Annotated in this window: 6 protein-coding genes; all 6 read right to left on the bottom strand. The window is 56.6% G+C overall.

Annotated elements, in window-relative coordinates:
* Positions 1 to 30: 30 nt before the first annotated feature.
* The 6 genes from EDD73_RS04925 to EDD73_RS04900 all read right to left on the bottom strand — a co-directional run bounded on the left by EDD73_RS04925 (position 31) and on the right by EDD73_RS04900 (position 15,735).
* Positions 31 to 1,044 carry a WecB/TagA/CpsF family glycosyltransferase gene (locus tag EDD73_RS04925; RefSeq protein ID WP_131918661.1) on the bottom strand — a complete coding sequence of 338 codons (1,014 nt, stop codon included), beginning with the start codon at positions 1,042 to 1,044 and terminating at the stop codon, positions 31 to 33.
* Complete coding sequence (gene csaB / locus EDD73_RS04920) at positions 1,041 to 2,123, bottom strand: polysaccharide pyruvyl transferase CsaB (RefSeq protein ID WP_131918660.1); 1,083 nt, start codon at positions 2,121 to 2,123, stop codon at positions 1,041 to 1,043. Before csaB ends, EDD73_RS04925 begins: the two co-directional genes overlap by 4 nt.
* Positions 2,124 to 2,215: 92 nt before the next feature.
* The gene (locus EDD73_RS04915; RefSeq protein WP_131918659.1) at positions 2,216 to 4,768 is read right to left on the bottom strand and encodes an S-layer homology domain-containing protein; all 2,553 of its coding nucleotides are present in this window, start codon (positions 4,766 to 4,768) and stop codon (positions 2,216 to 2,218) included.
* Between the two features lie 44 nt (positions 4,769 to 4,812).
* A complete protein-coding gene (locus EDD73_RS04910) occupies positions 4,813 to 6,570 on the bottom strand; it encodes an S-layer homology domain-containing protein (RefSeq protein ID WP_165876330.1) in 1,758 nt (585 codons plus the stop codon).
* 150 nt (positions 6,571 to 6,720) lie between these two features.
* Entirely contained in the window at positions 6,721 to 9,570 is a 2,850-nt protein-coding gene (locus EDD73_RS04905) for a hypothetical protein (protein ID WP_131918657.1), read from the bottom strand.
* Positions 9,571 to 9,597: 27 nt separating this feature from the next.
* Complete coding sequence (locus tag EDD73_RS04900; RefSeq protein WP_131918656.1) at positions 9,598 to 15,735, bottom strand: IPT/TIG domain-containing protein; 6,138 nt, start codon at positions 15,733 to 15,735, stop codon at positions 9,598 to 9,600.
* Positions 15,736 to 15,820 lie beyond the last annotated feature (85 nt).

Below are 15,820 nucleotides of genomic sequence, written 5' to 3'. Positions count from 1 at the left end.
TTGGGGGTTATTTTTTAGGGCCAACCTTTTCTACAATTGTCTTTTTGGCCCACCCTGCCCATTTTTTTGACCCATAACAGCCAGCGCAAAAAGCGGTAATTTCAATTGGCGGCCAATACGCTTCGGCTGGCTAAGCAACCGGTAGAGCCACTCGATGTGCGCCGCCTGCACCCAGGCCGGGGCACGACGAACATTCCCGGCCAAGACATCCATGCTGCCACCGATGCCGATAGCGACCATCGCCGACCGGGGATGCGCCTGTTGCGGTTGCGGTTGCTGTTGCGGTTGCTGTTGCGGTTGCGGTTGCTGTCGCTGCCGCGGTTGTGTCTGTTGTTGCTGCAACTGCGGCCGTTGCGGTTGCCGAGCCTGTTCCTGCGCCTGCGCCTGTTCCTGCGCCCGCGCAAACGCAGCAATCCACTTCTCCTGCCGCGGCGCCCCCAGCCCCACAAAAAGCAGCTTCGGTTGCGCCGCACAAATTCGCTTGATCACCGCCGGCTCTTCCGCCGGAGCAAAATACCCATGTTGCGTACCGGCGATCACGAGCCCCCGATGCCTCTCACTCATGCGCGCCGCCGCCGTTTCGGCCACGCCCGGCGCACCGCCGAGAAAAAAACAAGGCCAAGCGCGGTGGGCTGCTTGGACCAGCAATGCCTCCATCAAGTCAATCCCGGTAATCCGTGCTGGTACGGGCTGACCGAGCCACGATGCGGCCCAAACAACGCCAATCCCGTCGGCAGTTACCAAGGATGCTTGATGAAGAATCTGTCGTAATTCTGTATCCGTTTGCGCCCCGTAGAGAATCTCCGGATTGGCCGTCACCACATGGTGCACACCGCCGGCAGCCAGCAACGCTTCCACGCTGGCAATCGCTTGTTCCATCGTAAGGCTGTCCACAGGGGCACCGAGAATGTTCACCCGTCGCGGTTCCCCCGACCCAGCCGGCGAACTAGCCCCCCGGACGGTCATCGTTGGCTCGTTCACTGCGTCCTTCTGCCCGCTCACTGCGGCCTTCTGCTCATTCACTACGGCCTTCTGCTCGTTCACTCAGGCCTTCTCCCTTCCATCAGATCGATGGCCAAAATGGCATTTTGTTCTGCTTTGGCTTTGAGCCGCCGCGCCCCGTTCATGGCCAGGCGGCGCTCTTCCGCCATGTTTTGCTCAATACGTCGGACTTCAGCGATCAGCCCTTCCCCAGTCAACGGATGCGTGTCACCAAAAGCCGGGCGTTCCAATTCGGCGAGAAAGCCGGACACTTTGGGATCATAGGCGATGCCCAGCACCGGCACACTGACCAGCGTCGCAAACAGCAACGCATGCAAGCGCACACCGACCATCAGTGATGAGCGGGCGATTAATTGCAAGGCATGTTCAAAGTTCAAATCATGGTCAAGCACCCGCACACGCGGGTGATCCAAGCGCCGGCCCATCTCCTGAGAAATCGGTACATCTTGCTGGGCATGCATCGGCAGGAAAGTGACCTGCCAGCCTCGCTCCAGTAAGTACCGGGCCAGTTCCATGCAGGCCTTTTCCATCGCATCGTGGGCCGACCAGCGGCGCAAGCAAAAAATCGCTTCCGGCGGCGACGCCGGTTCCCCGGCCTCAATGCCATCCCAAGGCGGCAAGGCAAACACCGGATCGGCCGTGATATGCACCGGCGGCCGGGTTACGCCCATCTCCTGCAGCCGCTCTCTCGACGCAGCGTCACGCAACGTGATCAGATCAATACGGTTGGCCACGTGGCGAATCATCCACTGGGCCAACCGCCCATTGACCGGGCCGATGCCTTGGGCGTAAAACATCGCTTTACGCCCAAGCAGCGCAGCCATGGCGACAACGAGCAAGTAATAAGGTACGGTCAAGGGACCGGTCACATCTTGAAGCAAGCTTCCTCCCCCGCTGATCACCAGGTCGGCGCGCAGCAGCGAAGTAAGTACGGCAATGGGATTATAGCGATAAACAGCTTTCACCTGGTAAGCCTTGGCGGTAGCCTCCGGTTGCCCCGAGAGCACAATGATCTCCAGGTTCGGACGCCGGCGGCGCAACGCAGCGATCATGGCCTTGAGCAACGCTTCGTCCCCAGCATTTTCATAGCCAAAATATCCCGATAATACAACTGTGCTCACGCCTTCTCATCCCCGCCCGTTGACAAATCTAGCCGTATTTTAACATGCGTGCTGCTCGATTGCCAACCAACATCACCGTAGGTTTTTATGGGTCAGCGCACCTTTTCCATATACGCTTGCAACACTGTGGCCATTTCGGCCCGCGTTGTCCAACCGAGGGGATCAAAAGTGCCGTCGGTCCGTCCTTGAATCAAGCCGTTTTTCATGGCTGTCGCCACATCGGCGCGCAGCGCTTCATCGACACGGGCCGCATCGCTCATGGCGCTTAAGTCGGGACCGTTGCCATAAAGCGTACGATTTTTGACGCTGCGTCCCAACCAAGCGGCCATCTCCTGCCGCGTAATCGCCGCATAAGGACGGAAATAGCCGTCACCTTGCTGGACAATACCCCGCTGGGTCGCTTCGCGTAAGGGACCGGAAAACCAGTCATCGGCGCGTACATCATTAAAGACGGGCGATCCCGGCGGGATATCGCCGCCGCCTTGCACACGCATGAGCAAAGTAATAAATTCAGCCCGCGTCGATGCTTTATCAGGCTCAAAGATCCGCGGTGCGGTGCCTTGGACAAGTCCGCGCGCCGCCAAAGCTTCGATGGACGTCCGCGCCCAGTGGCCAATGATGTCAATAAAAGCCGGTGAGTTCGACAGGGGCGCTACATTGCTTGTGACACCTGTACTGGTGTAGACGGCTGAGGACCCGACAGGAGATCCAATGGCGGCCCCAGTTGCAGACCCGGCAGCATAGGGATAGCCGTAGTTCGAACCGGCATAGGGGTAGGCCGCGTAGGGTGATGCATTGTAGGGCTGGCCCGTACCGCTGGCATATTGCTGCGGATTATAGCCGGGGGTAGAGTAACTGTAACCGGGACCGTAGCCGGGGCCAAAGCCCGGCGGGTAGCCGACCGGGGTGGTCGTATAGGGGCTAAAGCCCACATAGCCCGGTGCGCCAGGATAAGCGCCGGTGCTCGGCGCCGCCGCATAACCGCCGGCCACCGGCGTATTGCTGTAACCACCGACCGGTGTCTCGAATAACGCAAATCGGCTGAAGTGGCTTACTTTCGTCTGCACCGAACGGTCCGTCGTGTTGATCGCGCTGGGCAATTCGATCCAACCGCCGTTTTCAATGGTATGAATCTTTAAGGATGCCGGGTTACTGGTGCGCCAGTAATCATAATAGAACGTAATATACACCGGTTCATCACTGGAAAAGGTATTAGCCGTATAGCCGTTTTTGGAATAGTTCGAGTAGCGAACAATATCAAGGTCGTAGGCCGTACCGATGCGCAGCTTACCCGGCGGAGCGAAGGAGTTGTCCACATATTCGCGAACAGCCACGACAGAACCGCCTGTGTCATCACCGCGATCGAGCCACTTGGAAGGAATGCGCAGTTGCATGTCGCTGGTGGCAATGCGGATACTGCCCGTATAGTCGGCAAAGGCATCACCGGTAAAGGCCACATAGCGGTTTTTTTCCGTATTGACCAGATAATCGGTGCTGTCACCGATATTCGAGCCGTCCAGCTTGACAATATCGGAAGTGGATACGCCCACATCCAAGGCATCTTGGATCGCATCGGCAATACGGGAGCGGTCCGTCGTGCTGCCGGAAGAGCCCGAACCCGTGTTCGTATAGCCGGACGAAGTCAAGGTGCGCGCGGTGGCTACGTTGGACGGTGGACCGATCCGCGGCATTTCGACACCCGAACCGGCGCGGTAGGCGCGAACATAGCGCTGGTAGAGTGTATCTTCTTCTAAACCGGATTCCAGGAAATTGGTGCTGCCCGCTTCCACGCGCCCGACCAAGTGGTCACCGTCGGCATCGTAGATGTTATAGCCGGTGGAGCCATAGGCGTAGTCTGACCAGGTCCACAGCAAGTCGTGCACACCGCGCCGCGTAAGGTCCGCCCGCAGATCGGTTGGTGCCGCCAGGGACGTGTGCGTATAGGTGACGGTCATCGGCGTACTCACATCGCTGCCACGGTAGGCGAAGATTGTACGGGTATAGCTATTGCCGTCGATCAAACCGGTCTCGTTCACTTTACGAATATCGGACTTAACAGCGCCTTTGAGCAAACCCGACGTCGAAGAGCCGTCTACCAGTTTAAACCCGTCCACATAACCGCCATTGTATTCCCAAGTCCACTCGACAATGCCGTTGCCGATCACGCGGGCTTTGAGATTGGTCGGCGCAAAAGCGCTCAGCGGTACGGTCTTGAAGGGAATCGTGTAATTGGTGGTCAAGACCTTTTGCTCTTCGCTCAAGGTGCTATCGGCGGCGGCCACCAGATCTTTGGCGATGGTCAAGCTATAGTTAGTGCCGTAGTTGAGATAAGTACTGTTCACCAAGGTAAGGTTCAAGGTGTTGCCGCCATGAACGCTATAATTCGTGGAAAAAGTATTGGCGGCACCGCCCGTCGGAATGATCGGAAAAGCGGCGTCATTGCGGACGGTAATGTCTTGATCAAAGGTGATGCGGATCGTCGGCCGCGTCGTGATGTTTTCCGGCGTTGCGCCGCCGCTGGTGTAGACGGCGTTATTATCAAAATAGGTACTGGTGACGGTTAAGGCATCGGCAGGCGTGGACAAGGCCAAGAACAACAGGAAAAAGCCGATCCAGCCTGCCGGCCAGAAGCGTAGGCTTCTCATCGGTTCACCCCCCGGTAATCAAAGCATTAGTAGCGGTTCATCGGTTAGTAGAGGTTCATCAGGCGATCACGGTAGCCTTCTTTTACATCCTCCTGGAGATAGGTGATCATTTTCGTCAACAGGTAGGCGGCTTCGCTGCGCGATATGGGATCGGCCGGTCGAAAAAGTCCGTAGTCATCGCCTTGCATCAGGCCGAGGCGCTGGGCCACATAAACCGATTCGCGCGCCCAGGGACTGATCTGACTGCTGTCTTGGTACGGTAACTCAAATTGGCCGGCCGGAGCGAGATTTTTCAATCCAAGGCCTCGGACAAGAATCGTCGCCGCCTGTTCACGGGTGATCAAACCAAAGGGATCAAAACGGGTTTCACTGACGCCTTTCATCAATTGGCTGGTCACGGCCGCTTTGACTTCAGCGTAGCCCGGGGCCTTCGGCGGTACATCGGCAGCCGGTTCCGGCGGCGGCAAGGTGATTTTTAACCGGGCCGTACCGGTGGCCCCGTTATAGTTCGCCGTTATCGTGACGGGTTTTTTGGGTGCTGCTGTTTGGCCGGGCTCCGGTAAATTGGGATAGCCGGCCGTATAGGCAATGTTGCCGGCCGGTCCGTCGGCCGCAGCCACACCGAGGGCACGCACAAAGGCCATGGCAAAGTCCAAACGCGTGATCGGTTGGGCCGGTCCGAAATAGCCTTCCGGGGCGCCCCAGGCTTTGAGGCCTGCCGTTTGATGGATGCTTTCTTCGGCCCAGTGTCCGCGGATGTCGCCATAGCTGGGCACATAAAGGCGCTGTACTTTCGGCGCCGTTGTATAGCTCATGGCCAAGTTGCCGTGATTGCGGACCAAGTTGTTGAGCACGGTATTGGTCGTTGTGGTCGTGCGATTGCCTGTTGTTGTGGAAGTCGTCGTCGTCGCCAGATAAGGCAAGTCATATTCGGCATTGCCGGCCATGCTGCCCCGTTCACTGAGCACATAGCCACCAAAAAAGGAGATCTCCTCGGGCTCATTGGGCGCATAGCTTACGGTGCGATCGGTGGAAAGGTTGATCGTGGTGTCCACTTGTCCTTCCCAGGATGTCTGCAGGTGCGCTGTCGTTGCCGAATTGGCTGCTGCGGCGGCGGTTGTGGTCGTATTCGGCGCAATGCCCGGTGTGTACGTCAGCAGTTGGGTCATGCGCTGCGTCTCCGTTCGCCCCCAGTTGTGATCGTAGCCGACGGTCGTGCCGGAAATGTCGACAGTCAACCGGCCTTGATCCTTGTTGACGGTGTAGATTTTGCGTCCTTCCCAATTGCCGCTGTAGTAGTTGACCACGGGATGCTTGTCGTAGAGCACGGACTTATTGATGCGGCCGTCCACCAGTTGGTATTTGACACCGTCAATGGTGATGGTCTCGCTGAATTTGTCCAGTTGCGATGTACGCACGCTTTGGCTTTTATCTTCCCGTTCGGCCACTTTCTCCAGATAAGTGCTGTTGCGGGACAGTTTGTTTTTGCCGCTTTCATCGAGCAGCGTATAGGTCAGTTTGGTCGTATTGGTATCGCCGCTGGGGGTGACGGTGACTTTGAAGCTGCCGCGAAACAAGACCGGTTTGCCCGTCAAATAAACGTATTCCTGGTAGTCATACTCGTTGGCCACGCCGCCTTCCATGGTCATCGCGCTGGACTCGGCCCAACCGGCGGAAGGCAGGGTCAGCATCCAAAGTAAGAGCGCCAGCAGCAAGGGGATTTGTCGGTAGGTACGCAGGGAAGGCACCTCCTTTAGCAGATGAAGAGCCAAGTGAAAAGCAAAAATGCCCGGTTCAACCATGCAGGGATCCATCATACGGGGATTGGCTTGGAAAAAGGAGATCGGCCATACCGGGGCAAGCTCGGAAAAAGAGGCTCTCTCAAACCGTAATCGGCTCGGAAAAAGGGGTGCGCCTCGTCCCGTACAGGTTGAGGCGCATCGGTATCTTCGTTACTGCCGGAACATGTACAAGGCCATTTGCTCCGTCGTTGTATTGGGATTGATGGTCTTACGAATCACCATACAGGTGTCGCCAACCCGCAGATCGGTAAAGCTGATCTGCTTTTTATGATCGATGATCATCGTTTTGTCCGCCAGCACGGTCAAGCGGATCGGGTTGGGCTGCCAACGTCCTTGGAAGTCGGTCCAGTCGCGAACTTGCTGGAAGGTGATCGTTTTGGCAATCGGATCGATGCTGGCGATCCGGCCCAAGGTAGTCCGTTCCGTCGGCGCTGTATCGGTCGACGTTCCGGCCGGGAAGAGGGTCATGGCGATGGGCCGGCCATCTTGGATGTAGGTGTAGACGTGCGCTTGATCATAGAAGCCGCTGGGTCCGAGGCGTAAGAATTCGCTGATCGGCACTTCCGGCAGGTTGTTCGTGACGCCGCGAAAATCAAGGATCATCGTGTCGGGCACCGGCCGGACCGTCATCGTCTGATTGCTGCCGCTGGCCCGTTCCCAGCCGTTGTTGCGGAAGCGGCTGTAGAACGCGATCTTCACTTGACCTTTTTCGTCGATTTCGAAGATATCGCCTTGCAGCAGTCCGTTATCATCGGCGTTGTTACCGACCAGATCGGTATCAATGTTGAGAAAAGCGATGCGGTAGCCTGTGCGGGTCACGTCGGCCAGCACCCATACGGCATCGCCGTTTTTCAGCGTACGAATATCGCCAAGCCGCCCGTTGCGCAGCACAATCGTGTTGTTGTCAATGCTCATGGTGCTGCCCTCTCTAAAGAGGCGCACGCTGCCGCCGAGTACGTTCACATTATCGATGGTGTCATTAAAGATCTGCGGCCGGCCTTGAATGGTCGTCAGCCGCGATGCTTCCACGCCGTCAAAGCGGTTAGCGGCACTAAACAGCACTTCTTGGCCCTTGCCGTAACGCATAAAATCTTTTTTGGCCATGACGCGCCCTTCCAGGGCCACCGTCTCCAAGGGATGCAAGCGCACTTGCATTTGGTTAAACGGACTGATCCAGTCGCCGCCGTCAAACCGCTGCACGGCGCGCACCGTCGCCGTTTGGGTCACAGGGTTGAGGGCGCTGATCGTGCCGCGGTAGACCGCTTCCACACGCCGGTTGTAGACCGGGATCTCGATGGCGCTGACCAGTTGGGCACGGTAATCGGAAAAACGCAAACTCACGGGATCGCCGACTTCGATGTCATTGAGCGAAGCCAATTGGTTGCCCTTGCGGACGATGATGTCGCTAGCGAAGGGATAGTAGCCTTCGCGCCCCTGACTGTCGGCGACCCGGATGGCGTTGCTTTGTACTTCCAGCACGCTGCCCTCACTGATGATGCTTTCGGCCGGAATGGCGCCCGGTTCGGGCACCGGTAATTCGGCGCTAATGGCCGTGATCGTATCACCGGCGGACTGCGCACGGATATAGGTACCGTTGGGGATATTTTTGAAAGGCTGGGCCACGCCGTCCACCCAAGCGACGGCCGCCGGCGATACACGGGCCTGGCGCAAGCTGCCAAAGGAATCTTGCAGGACCAGTTGGCGTTTTTCCGCATCATACTGCATCAGAATGCCTTCCATGGGCGGATTGGGCGGCAGCACACGGGCAAAGTAGATTTGCACCGGTACAGCCGTTGCCGTGCCGATACCGGTTGCTCCGGCCGTTGTCGTTCCATTGGCCGTTTCACTGGCGGTGGTACCGGTCATCTGGGCTTCGTTGGTATTGGGGTTGATGTTGGGATCACTGCTTTGTTGTTTTTGAATATCAGCAGCGCTGCCCGGCGTCACAGCTGCATCAGGATTGATCACCGGGGGAGCCGCATTATCGCCCCAAGGCGCCAGGGGATACAATTCTACAGCATCGCCGACTTCAAAAGCGTAGCCGTCGACAAGGCGCTTTTTCCAGACGGCCAGGTTTTGACCAAAAGGGTTGCGTGGCGACGGTCCGGCCAGTTCCAGCGACGTTTTTTCGCCGAGCGGCCCGATCAAGTGCACCCGCTGTTTGTTGGGCGTGCCCGTTCCCAGATCGACCGACTCAATATCGGTGACGATGCCTTCAATGACCGGGCGCTTTTGTAGTTCCAGCATGGGGCGCAAGGCCCTGGATAGCAAGGTGGCCGCTTCGGCCCGGGTAATCGTGCCGGCCGGTAAAATGCGGTACGCACCATCTTCACCAATGCGGCCGTTGAGGAGGTTTTGCTGTAAGGCCGCTTCAATCCAAGGGACGTTGTCCGGTGTGAGTTGGTTCCAATCGGCAAACTGGTAGCTGTGGGCTTGGCTGAGGCCGTAGATCGGCTGCAAGGGAATGGCCTTACTGAGCCAGACCGTCAGTTGCTCCCGGCTGACCGGGGCATCCAGTTGCAGGCCCCGGCTGCCCGGGCCGCTGCCGATGGGAGCCACCGTGGTGCCTTGGGGCAAGATCCCTTTTTGCGCGGCAATCGTCACCACTTGTTGTCCCCAGACGCTCCAGGGATCGTGGCTTCCCGCCGGCGCCGCTTGGGCCTGCGGCGTTTGGACCTCCGGCATCCAACCGGCCAAGCTGGCAATGGCCAGCAAGGCATCGCGGTTGTTCAAGGTGCTGTCGGGATGGATCTGTCCGTTGCCATCGGCGCGCAGCCAGCCATGAACGCCGGCCGTCGCTAAGGCTTCGGCAGCCCAGTGGCTTTGGGCATCGGGAAAGATGCCGTTGCCGATCAAGCTGCGGTAGTAGGGCACACTGTAGATGGTCGTGGGCAAGGTCGTTGCCGCGTCCACCGGTGCGACCGGCCATCCGGTGCCGATCATGGCGAGCAGCGCCAGCGCCGCGCCGAATTTGCGCACCCTGGGGCGAGCATGGGGCATGCCGTTCACTTCCTTGTCGAGGCGTCTTTATTCAGGATAGACGGTGTAGAATCCGGCGCGATAGATCGCCGCCGATACGGCCACGGCATCCACATAACTGCTTTGCTTGATCCAGTTGCGCAGGGTGCCGTCGTAGTAGAAAAGCGAAACTCGCTGATTGTTTTTGGGTTGTTGGTAGTTCAAGGTTAAGGTAAAAGGCTGTCCGTATTGCAGGGGAGTAAAACTTTGGTTGTCTTTTTCAAAGACGGCCTTGAATTCATAGATGGGGGCTAGTGGTTGCTGGGTCCGGTTGGCCAAGCGCGCTTGCTCGGCGCTGCGGCTGGGCGCCGGGCCGACTTGAATCGTCGCATAGGAATCGGTCAGCGATCCGGCGTTGTACTTGAGCGTCAGCGGCGGAATCAGCACTTTCCAGTCACCGCTGTCAAACATCACCGGCGTGGTGAACACTTGGGTTTCCGGACTAAAGGTCACCTGTTTGACTTTGCCGGCACCCATAAGACCGGTACGCAAATCATAGTATTTTTCCGGCGTTCCTTTGCGTAGGAGCAGCTTCGGCCCGGTGGCCGTGGTCATTGCTTCCACATCAGGCTGCGTAAAGCCGCCCCAACTGTCGGTGTTGTTTTTGGTCAAGGCCGATACTTCATCGGAATAGGGACCCATACCGATGGAGGAAACGGCGCGCACGCGGAACCAGTAGACCGTGTTGCCGTTGAGGCCGGTCACCAAGACAGAGACAACACCGTCGCGGGCCGTCGCATTTTTGACAACGTCACTGAGCCGGTAGTTGCCCCGGCCGCCTTCGGAAACTTCCAATTCGTACGATTTAGCCAGGGGAACGATGGGCCAGGTGACGCGGATGGTATCGCGGCTCAAGGCTTTGGCCACGATCAGCGGCCGTTCCGTCGGTTGTCCTTCGTCTTTGTAATAGGTAAAGCCATTGGCCAACGTATATTCACCGCCGTCGGCATTGATCACCGTAACATCGACGACGACTTTGCTGGCATCGGTCGGGAAATTGGCGTAGGCCGGCAGGATGATTTGGATCTCTTCGGTCTTCGTGGAAAGCACTTCGGCTTCGACTTGGCCGATTTTGACTTTGGCACCGGCGACAAAGCCGCGACCGCGGATCATCACGTTGATCCCGCCGGCGCTGGGACCGGAATTGGGCCGCAGCGACTCAATGACGGGAATGGCGGCGTAGGTAAAGGCTTGGCGCAAAACACCTTGGGTACGGTTGGGGTTAACGACGGTGATATCAACTTTGCCCTGATCATGAGCCGGCACGATCACGGTCATTCGCGTACCGTCAGCATTCACGTCGTTGACGGTACCGGGTACGGTACCGAAATAGACTTTGGGCAGTTGTCCGTCCATGACGAGGAAGCCTTTCGAGCCGTTTTTCCCGGGACTGGCCGGCGTGATTTGTGCGGTGATGACGGCCGAAATCCCGCCTTCCAAGGGAGCGATGTCCGGTGACACTTTCACGAGGCTTATGTCCCCTTGGGGGCGATAATAGGTGATGTAGCCCACGTCGGCGCCGGAAGTTTCGGTACAGTTATAGCGGTTGATGACCCGCACTTCTGCTTCCAAATAGTCTTCCGTCGCCTTTTGACCTTCCGTGGGCCATGGATAGGCCGGGACAATCACTTCCCAGGTCCATTCTTCACTTTCACTCATGGCCGGCTTGATCAAACGTACCGGCTCTTTGGTCATATCCGTGTTGGGATCAGGCGGATAGTTAATCGCAGCGCTGGCATAGTTCGGCGCCACGCGGATACCGCCAAAGGAGAAGATGGGCCATTGGTTTTTGTCTTGCCAGTTGATCACCATCCCGCGCATCTTGATGGACGCGACGGCGCCGCCGGAAGCGGAAAAGGGCTCACTCGGTTCGATGGCGGTAATCACCGGTGTGATTTCGTTATCATAAAGACGGAAAAGGAAATTGGGCGATTCGGCCACTTGGCCGTCGGGGTTGAAGACGCGGACGCGAATCCAGTTGCGCGGATCATCACTTTGATCGCGATAAAGGCTTTCTAAATTCGGTACGGTGACGCGAAAGACCGAACGATGATCTTTGGCGCTGTAGATCACCCGTTCCACCTGACTGCCTGATACGTCAAAGTCGCCGGTACCGACAGCTTCTTGTCCCGGCTGATCATTACCAAAGCGCACGACGATGTTGCGGTCCAGGTTATAACCGGAGATGTAGATGGAGGGCCGCGGCAGATCGTTGATATCGGCACCGCAGGGCGTCGGCGGATCGATGGAGGGCTCCGAGCGCGTAATCAGCACTTGCTTGATGACGGTGGCGCCGTCGGCACGCATGATCATGATTTCGGCCATTTTGCTTTTCTCACCGGCGGCGAAAAAGTCTACATTGATGGCGACGGCCGTAAATTCAATCTCCGTCATCGTCGGCACCGTGGGAATGGAACTGGCAGGCACCAGTTTTTTGTTCAAGAAAATCAGTGGTTGGTTCTTGGCGTCCGTCGGGTCAGCGTCGGGCGGGTAAAAGAAATCACCTTTGAGCAGCACTTGTTGCCCGCCGGACGAAAGCAAGGAGCCATTGAGCACACCGTCGACCCACAGGTCGGTAATCTTCGGCGGTGCGGAGTCCGTCGCCCCAAGATAGGTAAAATCTTCTGCCGGTGAACCGATACCGTAACTGTCGGGGTTGGCTACGGTGATCTTATAGGTTCCGGCCGGCAGCGGCGGCACTTTGGCCAAAATCGTGGTATCCGTCGACGGCGCGTTTAAGGTCGCCAGTTGCCCGCCGATATAAACTTGGGCGTTCGTGCCAAAACCGCTGCCGGTGATCGTGATGTCGGCCATGGGCAATCCCGATGCGGCCTCGGGGCTTTTATTCGGACTGACACTGTCCACCTTGAGCGGTTTGGCTTGGTAGGTATTAAAGCCGGACCAAGCGGCCGTGTCATCGTAGAATTGAATGATGATCGTCATGTTCTTGCGCACCGTGGGTATATCGGGCATGGGGATGGCGATCAGATCATTATTGTACGTATACTGGCCTGGCTGGAGATAATGCTCTGACGATGGGTCGTTAACAAAAACGGGGATCTCATCCATGTAGATCTGTTTGATGCCCCGCGTCGAACCGGTGGGCTTAAAGTTATTCCCTCGAATGAAGATGTAGGGACCGTTTCGCTCCGCAAGCGGTCCTAGATTGATCGGGGAATAATTGGGGGTTACGGCCGTAATGTAAGGCGCATCGGCTTGCGGACGGATCACGGTAATCACGTTTGGCTTATCTTCGACGATCGCACCGGTGGTCTGGTCATAATAGGCATAGGAAGCAGTGCCGTCGTCGGGGTTAATCACAGTGATGATGATCTTCCGGCGATCTTGCATACCATCAAAAAAAGTCAACGGAACGGTCGAGATGCTGATATGTTTATCGTCAATATAGGTGATGTTGGCGGCGGGCACTTCCGTAAAGTGCATAAAGACCCGCGGTTTATCGGTGGAAGAGCCCCGAAAGTTGGAACCGTTGATCACTACGGTGCGCCCCTGCGTTTCGACGCCTTCAATGTTCGGCACGATGTCCGGCGTCAGATCGGTGATCACCGGTACGGTCGATGGATTTCCACGCTTGATCACTTCAATCGCCTTGGGGATGATGACCTTTTGCCCGTCCGGGTTGGTGATGATGACATCGATGTAGATGGGAACCCCTAAGGCAAAATCGCTGTTGGGAATCCCCAACGCCTCTTGCAAGTACTCTGGTTTCTCCGGATTGCAGGGTACACGAAAACTCAATTCGGTGCCGCCGTTTTCTAGGGGGACTTCGATCTGTCCCGGCGGCACAGCAACGGTGGAAACTTTTACATTACTGATATAGCGTAGTTCGATTTTGGGCAGGAGCCATTTCTCCATGCCCGTCACTTGATCAATCCCTTGGGATACCCGGAAAAAATCGCGGCCGTTTTTCAGCTTGACGATCTGGCCGCCCATGATATCAATGGCCTGCGTCGGCACTTTGACGACGTCATTGAGCTTGAGACGATACCGGTTGTCTTTGTTAGGATCGATCAGCCAGGTGGGCCATAGCTTCTGGTCGCCGGTATGGGGCAAGGTAGGAAAGTCGGGCACACTTAAATAGCGAAAGCCGCCAACCACGGTAGCACCCCAGCTATAGGTGGCGCTGTAGGTGTTGTCACCGATTTTATAGCGAACCGGATCGGTCGTGCTGTTGGCACTTTGTCCCATGCCATTGGTGATGATAATCGGCACGTCACCGGGCAACTGGGCTAACTGCGTGCCGGTCAGGGTGATCGTCATGCCGCCGGCGGGCGTGTTGACGCGGATTAGTTCCGGCGGCACGACCAGTTCACCGATTTTCACTGTCGTCAGCCCCTGGATAAAGTTGAAGCCCTTGATTTCCAGATTGGCGATGGTGGCATTGCGGGGAATCGTCCGTTCCATGCCGGTAGGCCGTTTGGGATAGTCTTCTGGCTTGGCATCCTTCTCGTAGGTCACCTTGACGTTGTTGATGCTGGTAATCTTGACCTCGTGAATCACCGGCTGGTTTTGAAGCACATAGAAAAAAACCTTGGAATCGAGGCGCGAATAGCCATAGTAACTGCGAATCCACACGGGAACTTCAAAGTACTCATTCGTCGATGTATTGCTGATCGGCACGATCATATTGGGTGGTACCTTAAAGAGGAACTTATCGCTATACAACTCGGAGCCTTCGGCAGTGCTCAGTTGAACAACGTTTTCCGGCGGAGCCGCCAGGGGATGATCGCCAAAGACAATTTCAATATTCGCTTTATCTCCTTGGTTGGGCGCCGGCAAATCAAAAGCACCGGGCGCATCACTGGCGATTTCGATGGTTGGATCGCCTTTGGTATTATATTGGATGAGAATCCGTCCGGCAGCATCGGTCGGCTGGTTCACCGTTAGTTTCGAACCGGCATTACGATGATAGGGATCGGCCCAGAAACGGACGTATCGCAACGGCGTAGCACCAAAGTCGTGGCTCCGTAACACATACACATAGCCCGTTGTGGTTGTTTTATAGAGGTCCCGCGGTATATTCGCATAGGACAAGACAAAACCGTTGTCATCAGGCGGTGCCGGTGTTTCCATATCAATTTCCAAGTTTTTATTGGCGATAACCAATTTATTGCCGATTTTTTGGAATTTGGATTTGTCCGTACCGTGCTTCCACTTGACGCGCACTTGTACCGTCTGGGAGTTAAACACTTGTCCCGGAATCATACTTTGGAGTGCGACTTGATCGGGTATCTGCAGTTGGGAATAAAGCGGATCATTTTCAATGGAGATAATTTCCGGCAAAGGCAACTCGTTGCCGGTAAAACGAAAGATGGGATCGGCAATGCTTTCTCTGATGACGTTACGCACCGTCGACAAGCGCGCCGTATTGATGCGCTCCAACCGCGGACGGTACTGCGATCCAGGCACACCGGTAGGTGGAATAATAAAGCTTGTCGCTTCAAAGCCGGCCAGGGCGGATTTGCCGCGTTTGGCTGTAAATCCTGACGGAAAATCGTACGGCGCATCAGGCGCTGCGGGATCAAAGCCGCCGGGAAGGACGGAGTAGTTATCAAGGATGGCCGCACCATAGAGAGGCTCAAACAGGATTCTTCGCCCCGTTAGCGGATCCGTATCGAGATTTTCATATTCGGTATAAAAACCAACCGAGTAGATGTTGCGAGTTTCAGGGCTGCCGGCCTTCCCGGAAGGGATATCGATGGTGACACTGGAGCTAATCCCCAGGCCGTGGTACTGTATGGCATTAGTAAAGGTCAATGTTGTGCTTTTGCGTTCAATGATCACCGTCAGCAGTGACGCTTCACGCAAGGTTTCGGGAAAAGTGACTGGCTCTAAGATGAGTTGGTCTTCCGCTACCGTGGCAATATTGACGATCTGGCTAAAACCGCTGGGACCGCGCAAGCGCACCCGCGTCGCATCACTCAAACCGTAGGTAGCGGTAATGGTAATATCCGTAACGGGAGTGCCCGGCGCCTGTGCCGTGTAGCTGATCTCCTTGAGTTGCGGCGGGTCGGGCGTCGTCGCCGCTTGTACGGCCTCCGGGGGAATGAGCGGCAACAACAGCAAGCCGATCAGCATCAAGGCCACGAATCGGACCGTTTTGCGATAAATATGTACGATCGCCATGGAAATGCTCCTTCCTTGGATGGTTCTTTACGCGCCATGGTTCTTTACGCCATAGCCCCTGGAAACGAATTCCTGAAACAGTCCT

The sequence above is a fragment of the Heliophilum fasciatum genome (assembly GCF_004341395.1).
Lineage (GTDB): Bacteria > Bacillota > Desulfitobacteriia > Heliobacteriales > Heliobacteriaceae > Heliophilum > Heliophilum fasciatum.
This window is presented reverse-complemented; position numbering and strand designations above follow the sequence as displayed.